Below are 16,244 nucleotides of genomic sequence, written 5' to 3' on the forward strand. Positions count from 1 at the left end.
GCGGGAACGGCGTGCGGCCATTCAGGCGCGATCAACCACCCACGGAAGCGTCAGATGAGCCAGAAATCTTGACTTCGATCATACGGTCGATGTCCGCCACGGAGCGACCACTGGCCTCGGCACCCTCAGCCAACGAAGGCATCAGCTTGTCGTTGTAGAGTTCCATGCCCTTGCCCGACGTGCAGATGAACCCGTCTCCCTCGAGTCCGACGTACTTCGCCATCTGCGGGCCCCCCGCAGCAATGTAAATGGGTACGGGTCGCCCGGGGCGGTCATAGATCTGCGCGTTGACCAGGGTGTAGTAGTCGCCCTCAACCGAAACGCTGTCCTCAGTCCAGAGTCGACGCATCAACCTGACCGCCTCACGCAGGCGCCCGTAACGTTCCTTGAAGTCCGGCCACTCGCGGCCAGAAACTGCGATCTCGTTGAGGGCCTCACCGCTGCCGATGCCCATCATGATGCGATCGGGCGCGAGCAGCGCCATGGTCGCGAACGCCTGGGCCAATACAGCCGGGTTGTAGCGGAACGTGGGAGTCAACACACTCGTTCCGATCTGCACGCGGGAGGTGCGTTCTCCGACCGCCGCCATCCACGCCAGGGAGAACGGTGCGTGTCCACCGTTGTGCCTCCAAGGAAGAAAGCGGTCCGAGATGACCACACTGTCGAGGCCCAGTTGTTCGGCAAACACCGCATACTCGACCAGTTGACGTGGCCCAAACTGCTCCGCAGATGCCTTGTAGCCGATCTTCAACATCGAACCCTTTCCTAGTTCCGTTCTGGCCTTCATGGGCGATGCCCGCACGCAGGATGACGTTGAAGGGCAGGCGCCGGGCCGAGTGCTCTGCTTGTCGGGGTGCCTTCGAGTCTTGAACTGCAAGCCTGACACCGTTCAGGTCGGAGGCGACCTGGAGGCGACAGTTCGCCCTTTCGCGTCCCTCCACTATCGACAACCACGGCGGCCAACCGCATCGGAAGAAGTTGAGTCCAAGGGCGTGGTGTACGACGGGCCCGACCTGAGCGTGGCGTCCTGACACAGCGACGGCCACCGCGTGATCCTTCAGAAGACCTGCGAAAGCACGACTGAAGGAGTCACCACGATGACCGTCGACCCCAACTCTATTGACCTGCCCACGTTCATGGCCGAGCACCTCCAGCGCGCCGAGCCCGACCTGCTCCGCAGCATGTTGTCCACGTTCGTGCAGGCGTTGATGTCGGCCGAGGCCGACGCGATCTGTGGCGCCGGCTACGGCGAACGGTCCCCGGAGCGGACCAACTCCCGCAACGGCTACCGGACCCGGGACTTCGACACCCGGACCGGCACGATGGAGGTCGCGATCCCCAAGCTCCGGGAGGGGTCCTACTTCCCCGACTGGCTCCTCGAGCGACGGCGGCGGGCCGAGCGGGCGCTGACCACGGTGGTCGCGACCTGCTACCTGCTCGGGGTCTCGACGCGGCGGATGGAGAAGCTGGTCGAGACACTCGGCATCACCCGGCTGTCGAAGTCGCAGGTCTCGGTGATGGCCAAGGAACTCGATGCCCACGTCGAGGACTTCCGGACCCGGCCACTTGACCAGGGGCCGTACACGTTCCTGGCCGCGGACGCGTTGACGATGAAGGTCCGCGAGGGAGGCCGGGTGGTCAACACCCACGTCCTGGTCGCCACAGGCGTCAACGCCGATGGACACCGCGCGATCCTCGGCCTGGACATCTGCTCGGCCGAGTCCGAAGCCGGTTGGCTGACCCTGTTCCGGGGCCTGAACGCCCGCGGCCTGAGCGGCGTCAAGCTCGTCACCTCAGATGCCCACAGTGGCCTGGTCGCCGCGATGGCCGCACCCTGGACGGTGCGGCCTGGCAACGGTGCCGCACCCACTACGCCGCCAACCTCATGTCCGCCACCCCGAAGTCGTCGTGGGGCTGGGTCAAGGCGATGCTGCACTCGATCTACGACCAGCCCGACGCCAAGGCCGTGCACGCCCAGTTCGACCGGGTCATCGACACCCTGGCCGAGAAGCTCCCCGCGGTCGCCGAGCACCTCGAGGACGCCCGCCCGGACATCTTGGCGTTCACCGCGTTCCCGAAAGAGATCTGGCGCCAGCTCTGGTCCAACAACCCCAACTGTGAGTCTTGGAGCAGCTGGTCTGGAACCGGCTGGCAGGGTGAGCGCCGTGTCGCTTCGTCCAGTGGTCGTGACTCGAACCCCAACTGGCTCCGTGAGGGTGCCTTTCGTTCGACTTGTCCGGCCGGGGACGGGGTGGCCGGCGCCGACCCGGCCCACTCCGATGGCTTGATCAGAAGACTGTCCGTCCCTGCCGCGTAGCAGGGTCGTGACTCCTCACAGTTCTGCCCCGAAGTGACTTCCATCCAGGCCTGCGCCGGCCCGCAGCGGCCGCACCATCATCCATGTCTGGAAGGAGTCACGAACCGCCGTGGCCATCGTCGCGCATTCCTACCCGTACGTCATCGGCGTGGACACCCACGCCCGCAATCACACCTACGCCATCTTGGCGGCAGGTACTGGCGAGCTGCTCGCCGCCGAAGAGTTCCCGACCACTCACGCTGGCTTTCGACGAGCGCTGGCGTGGGCTGCTCGCCTCACCGGCGGTGACATGGGCGCCTTGTGGGTCATCGAGTGCGTCGCAACCTACGGGACCCGGCTCGCACGCGCAGTGGCCGACGCCGGCTACGAGGTTGCCGAGGCCGCACGGATGGATGCACGCGGACACCGCAGTGTCGGCAAGTCCGACCCGCTGGACGCGCACCGCATCGCTGCTGCGGTGCTACCACTCGACGTCACCCGATTGCGCCGCCCCCGCGCTGACGACGGCGTGCGGGCCGCTCTGCGGGTACTGACTACCGCCCGCGAGCAGATGAGCACCGAGCGCACATCGTGCGTCAATGCGCTCACCGCTCTGCTGCGCGCGGTTGACCTTGGAACGGACGCCCGCAAGCCGTTGACCAACGCTCAGATCCGCGAGGTCGCCGCCTGGCGTACCCGCGCCGAAGAGCTCGCGCTCTCGGTTGCACGGGCTGAGGCCGTCCGCTTGGCCAAGCGCATCGGCGTCCTCGACGAGGAGCTCGCGGACAACCAGGCGCAGCTCAAGGCGCTGATCAAGCAGAGCCAGGCCGCGCCGCTGCTGGACAAGACCGGCATCGGACCCGTCACCGCCGCGGTCGTCTACGCCGCGTGGTCACACCCCGGACGAGTGCGCACCGAGGCCGCTTTCGCCGCACTCGCCGGCGTCAGCCCGATCCCGGCGTCGTCAGGGAACACCACCCGGCACAGGCTGAACCGTGGTGGCGACAGGAGGCTCAACCGAGCGCTTCACATGGCCACCGTGACCCGTATGACCCACCACCCCGAAACACGCGCCTACGTCGAGAGACGACGCGCTGAAGGGCGCACGACCAAGGAGATCCGACGCTGTCTCAAGCGCTACCTCGCCCGCCGGATCTACCGAACGCTGGAAGCCATCCATGCCGAACCATCCCCGGCTTGACAAACATAGAAGAGTCGAGCGGCTCAACCGCGAGATCCGCCGCCGCACCGACGTGGTCGGGATCTTCCCCGACCGCAACTCAGCGATCCGGCTCATCGGAGCCGTCCTGGCCGAGCAGCACGACGACTGGGCCGAAGGCCGCCGCTACCTCGGACTCGACGTCCTCGCCCGCTCCCGCATCGCCTTGATCAACACCGACGAGACCACCACCGAGAAGGAGGACCTGACACCCGCCGCACTCACTGCCTAGAGTGCAGCCACCGGATCACGCGGTGGCCTCTTCATCCACCACGACCGTGGACTCGACCTCGGAAGATGCCTTCGTCGCACGCACAGGCTCACATTCGAGAACTCCTCAAGCGTCCGAACGAACTGTCGAACCCGCGCGTAACGGGGTTGCCGGACCGGAATAAATGCGCGGTCTGCTCGGCGCTCGATAAGGAACTGGAGGCGAGCCTTGACGGCGGCAGTTGGAGGTCGGGAACCAGTTGGGTGAGCAAGTCCCGCACCCGGCCGTCGATGTCGGCGATGATGTCGCGGATGGTGTCTTCGTCCTGGCCGCCGTCGTCCTCACGCTCCTGTCGGGATGGAACGGGAAATGGCGTCCTCGGTGAAGAAGCGGCGGGTCCACAGGCTCACGTAGACCAGCCCGACCAGGACGGGGACCTCGATGAGGGGTCCGACGACGCCGGCCAGCGCCTGGCCCGAGGTCACTCCGAAGACGCCGATCGCTACGGCGATGGCGAGCTCGAAGTTGTTGCCGGCAGCGGTGAAGGAGACGGCGGTGGCCCGCTGGTAGTCGAACCCGAGCACCTTGGTGAGCAGCATCGAGCCGCCCCACATCAGGGCAAAGTAGGCCAGCAGCGGGAGGGCGATCCGGGCGACGTCGAGTGGCTGGTTGGTGATGGTGTCGCCCTGGAGCGCGAAGAGCAGGACGATGGTGAAGAGCAGCCCGTAGAGCGCAGCCGGTCCGATGCGGGGCAGGAAGGTGGTCTCGTACCACTCGCGGCCCTTGGCTCGTTCTCCGAAGGTGCGGGTGAGGTAGCCGGCCAGCAGCGGGATGCCGAGGAAGATCAGGACCGACTTGGCGATGTCCCACATGGAGACCTGAAGGATCTCCTGGTCGAGGCCCAGCCAGCTCGGCAGGACTTGGAGGTAGAAATAGCCCAGCACCGCGAAGGCGAGGATCTGGAAGACCGCGTTGAGGGCGACGAGGATCGCGGCGGCCTCGCGGTCGCCGCAGGCCAGGTCGTTCCAGATGAGGACCATCGCGATGCAGCGCGCGAGGCCAACGATGATCAGGCCGGTGCGGTACTCGGGAAGGTCCGGGAGCGTCAGCCAGGCCAGTGTGAACATCAGGGCCGGGCCGAGGACCCAGTTGAGCAGGATCGAGGTGCCGAGCATCCGCCGGTCACCGGTGACATGGCCCAGCTCGTTGTAGCGGACCTTGGCCAGCACCGGATACATCATCACCAGCAGGCCGATCGCGATCGGCAGGGAGACCGAGCCGACCTCGGCCGCGGCCAGCGCGTCGTCGAGACCGGTCACCCAGCGTCCGAGCAGCAGTCCGGAAACCATGGCGACACCGATCCACACCGGCAGGAACCGGTCGAGGGTCGAGAGCCGCTTCAGGACCGGGTTCTCCGCGTCGGCGGCCGGGGTCTCGCGCACGGTGTCACTCATCCCTGCTCCTCGTGGGTCAGGTTGGTTGTGAAGAGGCTGCCGAGGGCAGCCATTGCCTGGAGCATCGGAACGGCACCTGCGGCCTGCTCGTGACTGATCGGCTCACGGGCCAGGGGCACGCAGCAGGCCAGCGGATCTTTGGCGAGCGGCAGCTCGCGGACCGCGACAGCAGAGTTCGACATGGGTGCACGTTGACAGGGGCGATGTCGTTGGCCAAGTCGCGTCTCAGGACAGCGTGCCGTGGCTAGGCTCGAGGAATGAGCACGACGGTCGCGGACTGCCTCATAGGCACGAGTCGACCATATGTGCCGACCTCGTCTGCCGCTGATCGCGGCCGGCGCGGGTACGTCGGGCGCCGTGCACTGTCTTGAGAGATGACGTGACCGAGGAGATTGACGTCGCGGTGGTCGGTGGCGGCCAGGCCGGACTGGCCGTCGGGTTACCTGCGCCGCGCTGGCCTTTGTCGACGAGGGTGAAACCAGCCCCTGATCGAAAATGAACCCCTGCGTGACCCTGTGGAGGTTCCTGGTCGCCTGCCTGAGCGCGAGATCTCCGCGCGCGAGTCCCACGGCGGCGTGGGCCGGATCCGGGCCGCCCGATTCCCGGCCCGCAAGAGCCTGGAGGAGTTCGACTTCCACCCCGCCCGCGGGCTTCAAGCGCGACGTGATCGCCCACCTGGGCACCCTGGACTTCATCGCCGGCAAGCAGATCGTGATGTTCCTGGGACCGCCCGGCACCAGCAAGACCCACCTGGCCACCGCGGGCGTGATCCGGGCCTTGGCCATCACCGGGATCGACACCGCCGCGATGATCGAGTCGATCAGGTCTGGGTCGCTCATCCGGGGGATCCCGCCCTGCACGCGGATGTCGGCGGGCACCCGTTCCAGCGCCATCACGGCGACCGCTCCGGCGTCCTCGGCGATCTTTGCCTGCTCGGCGGTGATCACGTCCATGATCACGCCATACTTGAGCATCTCTGCCATGCCGCGCTTCGCGCGCGTCGCACCGGTGCTGCCGTCGCCGTTCACGGGGTGCTCCTCAGCATTCGATGAGGTTGACGGCGAGTCCGCCACGGGAGGTCTCCTTGTACTTCGTGGACATGTCACGCCCGGTCTCCCGCATGGTGCGGATCGCCTTGTCGAGGCTCACCTTGTGGGAACCGTCTCCGTTGATAGCCAGGCGTGCGGCATTGATGGCCTTGATCGAGGCGATCGCATTGCGCTCGATGCACGGGATCTGGACCAGTCCACCGATGGGGTCACAAGTCAGTCCCAAGTTGTGCTCGATGCCGACTTCGGCGGCGTTCTCGACCTGTGCAGGAGTCCCTCCCAGCACTTCGCACAGCGCCCCAGCGGCCATGGAGCAGGCCGATCCCACCTCGCCCTGGCAGCCGACCTCCGCCCCGGAGATGGAGGCATTCTCCTTGAAGAGGATGCCGACGGCCGCGGCGGTGAGCAGGAAGCGGACGATGCCGTCCTCATCTGCGCCGGGGACGAACTGGACGTAGTAGTGCAGGACGGCCGGGACAATCCCTGCCGCGCCGTTCGTGGGGGCGGTGACAATGCGTCCGCCGGACGCGTTCTCTTCGTTCACGGCCAAGGCGAACAGGTTGACCCAATCCATCACCCGAAAGGGATCGGCGGATCCCCGGCCGCTCGACAGCTCGCGAAACAGAGCCGGCGCCCTCCGGGGCACCTTGAGCCCGCCGGGCAGGACACCCTCGCGGCGGCTGCCCGCCTCGACGCAAGCCTCCATCACCGACCACAGGTGGAGCAGGCCTCGGCGTACTTCAGCCTCGGTGCGCCAGGCCAGCTCGTTGGCCAGCATCACGTCACTGACCCTGAGTCCTTCGCGGCTGCAGATGGCGAGCAGCTCGGCCCCCGAGGTGAATGGGTAGCGCACCTGGGTCTGATCCGGCACCACCCGATCGGACCCCGTTGCGTCCTCGTCGACGACGAAGCCGCCACCCACCGAGAAGTAAGTGCGTTCGGCCACGCTCACCCCGTCGGCGTCGTAGGCCCGGAAGATCATGCCATTCGGATGCGCGGGCAGGGACTTGCGCCGGTGCAACACCAGATCCGTGTCTGGATCGAACGGGATCTCGTGCGTGCCAGCGAGGTTGAGCCTGCGACGGGCATGGTTGCCAGCCACACGGTCGTCGGCCGACTCCGTGTCCACCGTGGCCGGGTCCTCCCCCTCCAGACCGAGGACGACGGCCTTGGCCGAACCATGGCCGTGTCCGGTGGCACCGAGAGAGCCGAACAGCTCGGCCCGCACCCGGCTCACGGTGCCGAGAATCCCTTCGGCCGCCAGGCCGTCGACGAACCGCTTGGCGGCCCGCATCGGCCCGACCGTGTGCGACGACGAGGGGCCGATCCCCACCGAGTAGAGATCAAATGCACTGAGCGTCATCGCTGCTCCTTCGGTTCATGGCCAGGTGGTACAGGCGTCCGGCGCGGTACGACGAGCGCACCAGCGGTCCGGACAGCACACCGGAGAAGCCGATCTCGTCGGCCTCGTCCTTGAGCTCGACGAACTCCTCGGGCTTGACCCAGCGCTCGACCGGGTGGTGGCGCGGCGAGGGGCGGAGGTACTGCGTGATCGTGACCAGCTCGCAGCCGGCCTCGTGCAGGTCGCGCAGCGCCTGCGAGACCTCCTCGCGGGTCTCGCCCATGCCGAGGATGAGGTTGGACTTCGTGACCAGGCCGAAGTCGCGGGCCTGGGTGATGACGTCGAGGGAGCGCTCGTAGCGGAACGCCGGGCGGATCCGCTTGAAGATCCGGGGCACGGTCTCGACGTTGTGGGCCAGGACCTCGGGACGCGACTCGAAGACCTCGCGCAGCAGGTCCGGCTTGCCGTTGAAGTCGGGGATGAGGTTCTCGATCCCGGTGCCCGGGTTGACCGCGTGGATCGCCCGCACGGTCTCGGCGTACAGCCAGGCACCACCGTCCTCGAGGTCGTCGCGGGCGACGCCGGTGATGGTCGCGTAGCGCAGCTCCATCTTCTGCACCGACTCGGCCACCCGGCGCGGCTCGTCGCGGTCCAGCGGCTGCGGCTTGCCGGTGTCGATCTGACAGAAGTCGCAGCGCCGCGTGCACTGGTCGCCGCCGATGAGGAAGGTCGCCTCGCGGTCCTCCCAGCACTCGTAGATGTTGGGGCAGCCCGCCTCCTGGCACACCGTGTGCAGCCCCTCGGACTTCACGAGGCCCTGGAGCTGCTTGAACTCGGGCCCCATCTTCGCCCGCGTCTTGATCCACTCCGGCTTGCGCTCGATGGGGGTCTCGGCGTTGCGCACCTCGAGCCTCAGGAGCTTGCGGCCCTCGGGCGCCAAACCGGCGGTTGCGGTGGTCATCTCACAGGTCCGGGTACAGCGGCCGCGCAGCGGCCAGCGCGGACACACGGTTCCGCAGCTTGGACGCCGTGCCTTCGTCGAACGCGGGTACGAGCGCCTCCGCGATCACGTCGGCGACCTCGGCGAAGTCCTCCACGGTGAAGCCCCGCGTAGCGAGAGCCGGAGTACCGATCCGCAACCCGGACGTGACCATGGGAGGTCGCGGATCGAACGGGACCGCGTTCCGGTTCACGGTCAGTCCGATCCCATGGAGCCGGTCCTCGGCCTGCTGGCCGTCCAGTTCGGAGTCACGAAGGTCGACGAGCACCAGATGGACCTCGGTGCCTCCGGTGAGCACCGACACCCCGGCCTCCGCCATGTCCGAGGCCGTCAGTCGACGCGCGATGATGCTCGCACCCTGCAGGGTCCGGATCTGGCGCTCGCGGAACTCCGGCGACGCAGCCAGCTTGAAGCCCACCGCCTTCGCCGCGATGACATGCTCGAGGGGGCCACCCTGCTGTCCCGGGAAGACTGCGCTGTTGATCTTCTTGGCAAGGTCCGACCGGTTCGTGAGGATGACGCCACCTCGGGGGCCGCCCAGCGTCTTGTGGGTGGTGGTCGTCACCACGTCGGCATGGGGCACGGGATTCGGGTGCTGGCCGGCGGCGACAAGGCCGGCGAAGTGGGCCATGTCGACCATCAGGTAGGCGCCTACCAGGTCGGCGATCCGGCGGAACTCGGGGAAGTCCAGCTGCCGCGGATAGGCCGACCACCCAGCCACGATCAGCTTCGGCTGGTGCTCGAGAGCCAGTCGCTCCACCTCCGCCATGTCCACGCGGTAGGTGGTGTCGTCGACGTGGTAGGCCACGACGTCGTACAGCCTGCCGGAGAAGTTGAGGCGCATGCCGTGGGTGAGGTGTCCTCCGTGTGCCAGGTCGAGGCCGAGGATGGTGTCGCCCGGCTGCAGGAGGGCGGACATCGTGGCGGCGTTGGCCTGGGCGCCGGAATGTGGCTGGACGTTGGCGTGCTCCGCGCCGAACAGCTCCTTTACCCGCGAGATGGCGAGCTGCTCGGTGACGTCCACGTGCTCGCATCCGCCGTAGTAGCGCCGTCCGGGGTAACCCTCCGCGTACTTGTTGGTCAGGACCGACCCCTGAGCCTCCATGACCGCGACGGGTGCGAAGTTCTCGCTCGCGATGAGTTCGAGGGTGGACTGCTGACGATCCAGCTCCGCACGGATCGCGGCGTGGACCTCCGGGTCGTAGGACGCCAGGGACTCGTCGAGCATGCTCATCTCAGGCTTCGGTCAGCTCGGCGTAGGCGGTGGCGTCCAGCAGCTGCGGCGAGCCCTTCACGCGCATGACGAAGAGCCATCCGGTTTCGAACGGATCGTCGTTCAGCAGTGCGGGGTCGTCCACGACTGCCTGGTTGATCTCGAGCACCTCGCCGTCGGCGGGAGCGAAGAGGTCACTGACGGACTTGGTCGATTCGAGCTCGCCACAGGTTTCCCCGGCGGAGATCTTGCTGCCGACGTCGGGGAGCTCGATGAACACCACGTCGCCGAGGGCGTCGGCGGCGTAGGCGGTCACGCCGACGCGCGCGGTGTCGCCGTCGAGCTGGAGCCACTCGTGCTGTTCGGTGTAGTGAAGGTCGGTGGGGATGGTCATGGAAGGTCTCCTAGGACTGGTGGATGTTCGCTCGGGGGGGGGGGGGGGTGCTGCCGCACGCGGATCAGCGATCGCGTCGATAGAACGGCAGCTTGACTACTTCGACCTGCTCGGTCCGCCCGCGGACGTCGATCTCCAGTGCGGCGCCCGGCTCGACGTCGTCCGCGTCGACGATTGCCATGGCGACCGCATGTCCGAGGGTCGGCGACGGAACGCCGCTGGTGACCGTCCCGATCCGCTCACCGGTTCCGGGACGCAGCACTGCGTGGCCGGTCCGCGGCGCGCGCCGTCCGACACTCGACAGACCGACCAGGCGGCGGGTGCGGTCGGCGTCACGGGCCGCAGCAAGTGCGTCGGCGCCGACAGAGCCGCCGGGCTTGTCAAACACCACGACCCTGCCGAGACCGACGTCGAACGGATTGACGTCGGAGGTCAGCTCCTGGCCGTACAGCGGCATGCCCGCCTCGAGCCGAAGGGAGTCGCGGCAGGCGAGGCCGGCGGTGACCAGCCCTCGCGGACTGCCCAGGTCGCTGAGCCTCGACCAGATCTCTACGGCGGCACCGGCCGCGCAGTAGACCTCGAAACCGTCCTCGCCGGTGTACCCGGTGCGGGCGAGCAGCACGTCGTGCGTGCCGATCTTCGCCCGGGCGACGGAGTAGTAGGTGAGACCCGAGACGTCATCCCCGGTCGCCTCGGCGACGATCTGCGGCGAGCAGGGGCCCTGGACCGCGATCAGGCTCCAGTCGGCCGAGGCGTTGCGAACCTCGGTCGTGTGGCCGGCGGCTCGTGTCACCAGCTCCTCGTGCACGGTCGCCACATTGGCCGCGTTGGCCACCACCAGGAACTTGTCTTCGTCGAGTCGATAGACGACGAGGTCGTCGAGGATGCCCCCGTCGGCGGACACGAGCATGGAGTAGCGGGCCTGTCCGACTCGCATCCCCGACGGCTTGCTGACCAGGGCGTAGTCGAGTGCGGCTCCGGCCCCGGGGCCGCTCAGCTCGAGCTCACCCATGTGCGACAGATCGAACAGGCCAGCCGCACGCCGGACCGCGTGGTGCTCGGCAACCTCAGAGGTGTACTTCAGCGGCATGGACCAGCCGGCAAAGTCCGTGAGCGTCGCGCCCAGCCGCTGATGAATGTCGTGCAGCGGCGTGGCCTTCGCGACGGAGCGTGACGTCATGACGGGGTTCCATTCGGTCCAGCGACGAATGCTTCGGGCGGCGGGCACGAGCAGACCAGGTTTCGGTCGCCGTGGGCGTTCTCGATGCGGCCGACGGGAGGCCAGTACTTGTCGGCATCCATGCCGGCCGGGAACACGCCGACCTCCCGTGGGTACGAGCGACCCCATGAACCGACGACATCCGCGAGGGTGTGCGGCGCCTGGCGCAGCGGACTGTCCTGCACCGACCACGTGCCCGCGGCGACCTGCTCGATCTCGGCGCCGATCGCGATCATCGCGTCGCAGAACCGGTCGAGCTCGGCGAGGCTTTCGGACTCGGTCGGCTCGATCATCAGCGTTCCCGCAACCGGGAAGGACATCGTGGGGGCGTGGAAGCCGTAGTCGATCAGGCGCTTGGCGACATCCTCGACGGTGACCCCGGTCTTCGCGGTGACCGGTCGGATGTCGACGATGCACTCGTGTGCGACCAGCCCCCCTGCACCGGTGAACAGGATCGGGAAGTGCGGCGCCAACCGCTGGGCGACGTAGTTGGCGCTGAGCACGGCGACCTGGGTGCATTCGGTCAATCCGGGCCCACCCATCATCCGGATGTAGGCCCACGGGATGGGAAGGATCCCTGCCGAACCGTAGGGAGCAGCGCTGATGCTCCCATCACTCGCGCGACGGGCGGCCTCCGGATGGAGGGGGTGGGTCGGCAGATACGGCACCAGGTGTTCCGCCACCGCGACCGGCCCCACCCCGGGGCCGCCTCCGCCGTGCGGGATGCAGAAGGTCTTGTGCAGGTTCAGGTGGGAGACGTCGCCACCGAACTCGCCCGGCTTGGCAATACCGAGCAGGGCGTTGAGGTTCGCCCCGTCGACGTACACCTGTCCCCCATGCGCGTGGACGAGGTCGCAGAGCCGGGTGATGCTTTCCTCATAGACCCCATGTGTCGACGGATAGGTCACCATGATCGCGGCCAGGTTGTCGGTGTGCTCGACGCACTTCTCCTCCAGGTCCGCCAGGTCGATCGTGCCGTCGTCGTGGGAACCGACGACCACTACGCGCATGCCGGCCAGGACAGCGGACGCCGCATTTGTTCCGTGCGCGCTGGATGGGATCAAGCAGATGTCCCGTTGATCCTCGCCCCGATCCCGGTGCCAGCCTCTGATGGCCAGCAGACCGGCCAGCTCCCCCTGCGAGCCGGCGTTGGGCTGGATCGACACGGCGGCATAGCCCGTGACCTCCGCCAACCACGCCTCCAGCTGGCGCACGAGTTCGGCGTAGCCGGATGCGTCCTCCGCGGGGGCGAACGGATGCATGTTCGCGAAGCCAGGCAGACTGATCGGCTCCATCTCGGTGGTCGCGTTCAGCTTCATCGTGCACGAGCCCAGCGGGATCATGCCGCGGTCGAGCGCGAAGTCGCGGGCCGAGAGTCGGCGCAGGTAGCGCAGCATCTCGGTCTCGGAGCGATGGGCGTGGAAGACCGGGTGGGTGAGGAACGGGCTGTCGCGGTGCAGCGAGGAGGGCACCCGATCCTGGGACTCCTGTTCGGACCCGTCGGCCACCGCACGGGAGCCGAACGCCTCGAGCACCAGTTCCACGTGGGCGCTCGTGGTGACCTCCGAGCAGCTGACGCCCACCTGGTCGGCATCCACGCGTCGCAGCCGCAGCCCCTTGGCGTTGGCGGCGGCGAGCACCTCATCGGCGCGACCCGGGACTCGCACGAGCAGCGTGTCGAAGTAGGCGCCGTGCACGACCGGGATGCCGGTCGCCCGGAGCCCGCTCGCGATCGCGGTGGCGTGCGCGTGGACGCGCTCGGCGATGCGCCTGAGTCCGTCGGGGCCGTGGTACACGGCGTACATGGAAGCCACGACCGCCAGCAGCACCTGGGCGGTGCAGATGTTCGAGGTCGCCTTGTCACGCCGGATGTGCTGCTCCCGGGTCTGCAGGGCCAGGCGGTACGCCGGCCTTCCGTCGCTGTCCCTAGAGACTCCGACCAGACGGCCGGGCAGGTGACGTTGCAACCCGTCACCCACCGCGATGAAGCCGGCGTGAGGGCCACCGTAGAACATGGGCACGCCGAAGCGCTGGGTCGATCCGACCGCGATGTCGGCGCCGAACTCCCCCGGAGGGCGCAGAATCGTCAGCGCCAGGAGATCGGCGGCGACGGTGACCAGAGCGCCGCGGTCGTGAGCAGCGCGGATGAGCTGCTCGTGGTCGCGGACAGCCCCGGAGGCGCCGGGATAGGAGAGCACCAGACCGAAGAAGTCATCCGTCGGCAGCGGCTGGTCGGGGTCGATCTCGACGACCTGCACTCCTACCGCCGTGGCTCGGGTCCGGAGAACGTCGAAGGTCTGCGGCAGGGTGTCGGTGTCGACCAGCACCTTGCTGGACTTCGACGCCGATCCCCTGCGCATGACCATCACGGCCTCCGCGACGGCGGTGCACTCGTCCAGGAGGGATGCGTTCGACATCGGCAGACCGGTCAGATCGCCCACCATGGTCTGGAAGTTCAGCAGCGCCTCGAGTCGGCCCTGGCTGACTTCCGGCTGGTACGGCGTGTACGCGGTGTACCAGGCCGGGTCCTCGAGCACGTTGCGTCGGATCACGGCAGGAGTGATCGTGGGGTGGTAACCGAGACCGATCATCGGCACCGAGACGACGTTGCGTCCGGCGAGGGCTGCGAGCTCCTCGGCTGCCTCGGCCTCCGTGACCGGGGCAGGAAGCCGAAGACCGGTGGTGGTGCGGATTCCTCGTGGGACGGCCGCGTCCACCAGGCTTTCCAGATCGGCAAATCCGATCTGGGCGAGCATCTTGGCGCGACCGTCGGCGTCGATACCAATATGACGGCCAGCGAAACCGCGGTCGCAGGATTCTGCATTGAATAATGCCATAGCGGGAGGCTCCTGATCGTGGTGTCGCTGACGCGACACCTCATGAGTGGCCTCCCCGCTCTGTCATCGGAAACCTGAGAGCTTCACCGCCGAGTGGGCGGTTTGCACCGTGGGTGCAGGACACAAGTCCTGACTTTCCAGAGTTCGCCTCACAACAGCGGTAACGGGGCCTGAGAGATTCTCGGGGAGAGTTGCTCCTTCGGCGCCTCGCTCGTGTAAAGCGAGGACTCTCCCGCTGTTATTCAAGCGGCGAATGGTCTTCAGTTGTGTAGGTGAAACGCTAGTCGACCAAGCAATCTTGGTCAACCATGAGGGCCAGGGGTCCATTAGGATCCGGCCGCTGACCACGTTCTTGGCGGACATCCGCTATGCCGCACTCCGCGCACCAGGGAGGTTGCGTCATTCCAGCCGCAACTGCGCGCCCTTGCCGCCCGTCCGGTCCTGAACCGTTTGCCTGAGGAACTCATTCGGCGAAGACGCGGCTGGGTCACGGCCTCGGGCAGCTTCACTGTCCAGGCTACTCGGCAGGCGGCTCACCGGGTCGTGGGAGACGAACCCGACGGGTTCCGAGCCCTTCTACCTGGGCCTCGAAGCGACGAGGTCGGCGTGTTCTTCGGCGAAGGCCCGCGCTGCAGCGATGAATCCGTCGAGGTGCTGCTCGGTGAGGGCAAGGCTGAGGGCCAGGTAGCCGCGCTCTGCTATGTAGTAGCCCCGGGCGAGCAGGTCGTGGAAGAGCAGGCGGCGCCAGCGGGGATCGACACCCGCGATGTCGGACCACCGCTCTACGGGTCCCGGAGCGGGGCGAATCGTCATCATGGAGCCGACGCCCGTCACGCAGAATCCAACCGGGGCCATCGCCTGGGCCAGCTGGTCCCTGAGCCGGTCCCCGCGTTCGTTGAGCCGCTTGAGCGTGTCGGCGTCGAGCAGCTCGGTGACCGCGGAACCGACGGCCATCGTGAAGGCGTTGTTGTTGAAGGTGCCCCCATGGGTGAGACCACCCTGGGCTGGATCGAACGCGGCCATCACGTGCCGGGACCCGCCGAAGGCCCCGAAGGAAAGGCCACCGCCGAAGTACTTGCCCAGCACCGTCAGGTCGGCGTGGATGCCGTACACCTGCTGCGCCCCGCCGACGGCCAGCCGGGACGTCATCACCTCGTCCATGACGAGAAGAGAGCCGTGTGCGCGGGTGAGTGAGCGAAGAGCCGAGAGGAAAGCCGGCGAGGCAGGGATGCAGCCACCCGCGCCGAGCATCGGCTCGACCAGGACGCAGGCGATCTCGTCGCCGCAACTGGTGAACTCGGCCTCGACGGCGGCGGTGTCGTTGTAAGGCAAGACCGCGAAGTCAAACGGCACCCGCAGCGGCGCACTGCCGGGCAGGAAGGTCATCGGACCGCCGTGGTAGGCGCCGTCGAAGACGACGACCCGGTCACGCCCGCTGACATGGCGGGCGGTGAGTACCGCCATCAGGTCCGCCTCGCTGCCCGAGTTGGTGAAGCGCACTTGGTCGACCGAGACAAACCGCTCGACCAGCGCCCGGGCGAACGCCGTCTCGGGCTCCCCCATCGCGCCGTACCCCCACCCCCGGTCAAGCACCCCGCGCACCGCCTCCGCCACCTCGGGCCGACGGCCCAGCAGACCAGCCGAGTAGTCGCCGAGCAGGTCAACGACCTGGTCGCCATCGACCGTGGTGAGCACGGCTCCCTCGGCACCATCGACGCGTATGCCGAACGGCTCCGTGTGCAGCACGGACCTGGTGTTGCCGCCGGGCATCACCTCGGTCGCCGCACGCGCGAGCCGCGCGCTCTTCGGGTTGCGTTCGCGGTAGCGACGCGTGGCGTCGCCGAGGGCGACATCAAGGGAGTCGGTCATGCGGCTCAATCTAGGGCCGGGCCGGCAGCCGATCATCGGTGTGTCGCACGGTCACGATGCCGGACAGCTGTTAGGGTGCGTCTCCCTATTCGCGAAGCCAGATGGTGATGGCGCGTAGGACGACACCTCCCCTGTAGACCG

At 67.6% G+C, this 16,244-nt stretch carries 9 protein-coding genes, 4 pseudogenes and 2 riboswitches; of the genes and pseudogenes, 3 read left to right on the top strand and 10 right to left on the bottom strand.

Going from position 1 to position 16,244, the window contains the following annotated elements; translation table 11 throughout:
* Window positions 1–49: 49 nt before the first annotated feature.
* Window positions 50–754: pseudogene (locus ACFPGP_RS00005) on the bottom strand (LLM class flavin-dependent oxidoreductase); the annotation flags it as partial.
* A 343-nt stretch (window positions 755–1,097) separates the two neighbouring features.
* Between ACFPGP_RS00005 and ACFPGP_RS00010 the strand changes: the two are divergent.
* The 3 genes and pseudogenes from ACFPGP_RS00010 to ACFPGP_RS00020 all read left to right on the top strand — a co-directional run.
* Window positions 1,098–2,113: pseudogene (locus ACFPGP_RS00010) on the top strand (IS256 family transposase); the annotation flags it as partial.
* 313 nt (window positions 2,114–2,426) lie between these two features.
* Entirely contained in the window at window positions 2,427–3,497 is a 1,071-nt protein-coding gene (locus tag ACFPGP_RS00015; protein ID WP_378585191.1) for an IS110 family RNA-guided transposase, read from the top strand.
* A gap of 13 nt (window positions 3,498–3,510) precedes the next feature.
* Window positions 3,511–3,747: pseudogene (locus tag ACFPGP_RS00020) on the top strand (transposase); the annotation flags it as partial.
* A gap of 320 nt (window positions 3,748–4,067) precedes the next feature.
* Here ACFPGP_RS00020 and arsB read toward each other — a convergent pair.
* From arsB to ACFPGP_RS00065, 9 genes and pseudogenes are all read right to left on the bottom strand, one after another.
* A complete protein-coding gene (gene arsB / locus ACFPGP_RS00025; protein WP_378585194.1) occupies window positions 4,068–5,180 on the bottom strand; it encodes an ACR3 family arsenite efflux transporter in 1,113 nt (370 codons plus the stop codon).
* Window positions 5,181–5,920: 740 nt separating this feature from the next.
* Window positions 5,921–6,163: pseudogene (locus ACFPGP_RS00030) on the bottom strand (pyridoxal 5'-phosphate synthase lyase subunit PdxS); the annotation flags it as partial.
* Between the two features lie 55 nt (window positions 6,164–6,218).
* On the bottom strand, window positions 6,219–7,592 hold the full coding sequence (locus ACFPGP_RS00035) for an L-serine ammonia-lyase (RefSeq protein WP_378585195.1): 1,374 nt from the start codon (window positions 7,590–7,592) through the stop codon (window positions 6,219–6,221).
* A complete protein-coding gene (gene lipA, locus ACFPGP_RS00040) occupies window positions 7,573–8,532 on the bottom strand; it encodes a lipoyl synthase (protein ID WP_378585198.1) in 960 nt (319 codons plus the stop codon). Before lipA ends, ACFPGP_RS00035 begins: the two co-directional genes overlap by 20 nt.
* Before the next feature lies 1 nt (window position 8,533).
* Window positions 8,534–9,805 (bottom strand): serine hydroxymethyltransferase, encoded by a 1,272-nt coding sequence (gene glyA / locus ACFPGP_RS00045; RefSeq protein ID WP_378585201.1) that lies wholly within the window; start codon window positions 9,803–9,805, stop codon window positions 8,534–8,536.
* 1 nt (window position 9,806) lies between these two features.
* The gene (gene gcvH / locus ACFPGP_RS00050; protein ID WP_378585204.1) at window positions 9,807–10,178 is read right to left on the bottom strand and encodes a glycine cleavage system protein GcvH; all 372 of its coding nucleotides are present in this window, start codon (window positions 10,176–10,178) and stop codon (window positions 9,807–9,809) included.
* Window positions 10,179–10,242: 64 nt separating this feature from the next.
* On the bottom strand, window positions 10,243–11,358 hold the full coding sequence (gene gcvT / locus ACFPGP_RS00055; protein ID WP_378585206.1) for a glycine cleavage system aminomethyltransferase GcvT: 1,116 nt from the start codon (window positions 11,356–11,358) through the stop codon (window positions 10,243–10,245).
* Window positions 11,355–14,234 (bottom strand): aminomethyl-transferring glycine dehydrogenase, encoded by a 2,880-nt coding sequence (gene gcvP, locus ACFPGP_RS00060; RefSeq protein WP_378585209.1) that lies wholly within the window; start codon window positions 14,232–14,234, stop codon window positions 11,355–11,357. The genes gcvT and gcvP overlap by 4 nt, the downstream gene beginning before the upstream one ends.
* A gap of 50 nt (window positions 14,235–14,284) precedes the next feature.
* A riboswitch (glycine riboswitch) is annotated at window positions 14,285–14,381 on the bottom strand.
* Window position 14,382: 1 nt separating this feature from the next.
* Window positions 14,383–14,479: riboswitch (glycine riboswitch) on the bottom strand.
* A 331-nt stretch (window positions 14,480–14,810) separates the two neighbouring features.
* A complete protein-coding gene (locus ACFPGP_RS00065) occupies window positions 14,811–16,103 on the bottom strand; it encodes an aspartate aminotransferase family protein (protein ID WP_378585211.1) in 1,293 nt (430 codons plus the stop codon).
* Window positions 16,104–16,244 lie beyond the last annotated feature (141 nt).

Origin of the sequence: Nocardioides taihuensis (assembly GCF_042657275.1) — a bacterium.
GTDB lineage: Bacteria > Actinomycetota > Actinomycetes > Propionibacteriales > Nocardioidaceae > Nocardioides > Nocardioides taihuensis.

What these genes read in the sequence shown, in the direction of transcription:
- glyA (WP_378585201.1), bottom strand. Translation starts at nt 9,805, where the DNA reads ATGAGCATGCTCGACGAGTCCCTGGCGTCCTACGACCCGGAGGTCCAC.
- gcvT (WP_378585206.1), bottom strand. Translation starts at nt 11,358, where the DNA reads ATGACGTCACGCTCCGTCGCGAAGGCCACGCCGCTGCACGACATTCAT.
- arsB (WP_378585194.1), bottom strand. Translation starts at nt 5,180, where the DNA reads ATGAGTGACACCGTGCGCGAGACCCCGGCCGCCGACGCGGAGAACCCG.
- gcvP (WP_378585209.1), bottom strand. Translation starts at nt 14,234, where the DNA reads ATGGCATTATTCAATGCAGAATCCTGCGACCGCGGTTTCGCTGGCCGT.
- gcvH (WP_378585204.1), bottom strand. Translation starts at nt 10,178, where the DNA reads ATGACCATCCCCACCGACCTTCACTACACCGAACAGCACGAGTGGCTC.
- ACFPGP_RS00065 (WP_378585211.1), bottom strand. Translation starts at nt 16,103, where the DNA reads ATGACCGACTCCCTTGATGTCGCCCTCGGCGACGCCACGCGTCGCTAC.
- ACFPGP_RS00035 (WP_378585195.1), bottom strand. Translation starts at nt 7,592, where the DNA reads ATGACGCTCAGTGCATTTGATCTCTACTCGGTGGGGATCGGCCCCTCG.
- lipA (WP_378585198.1), bottom strand. Translation starts at nt 8,532, where the DNA reads ATGACCACCGCAACCGCCGGTTTGGCGCCCGAGGGCCGCAAGCTCCTG.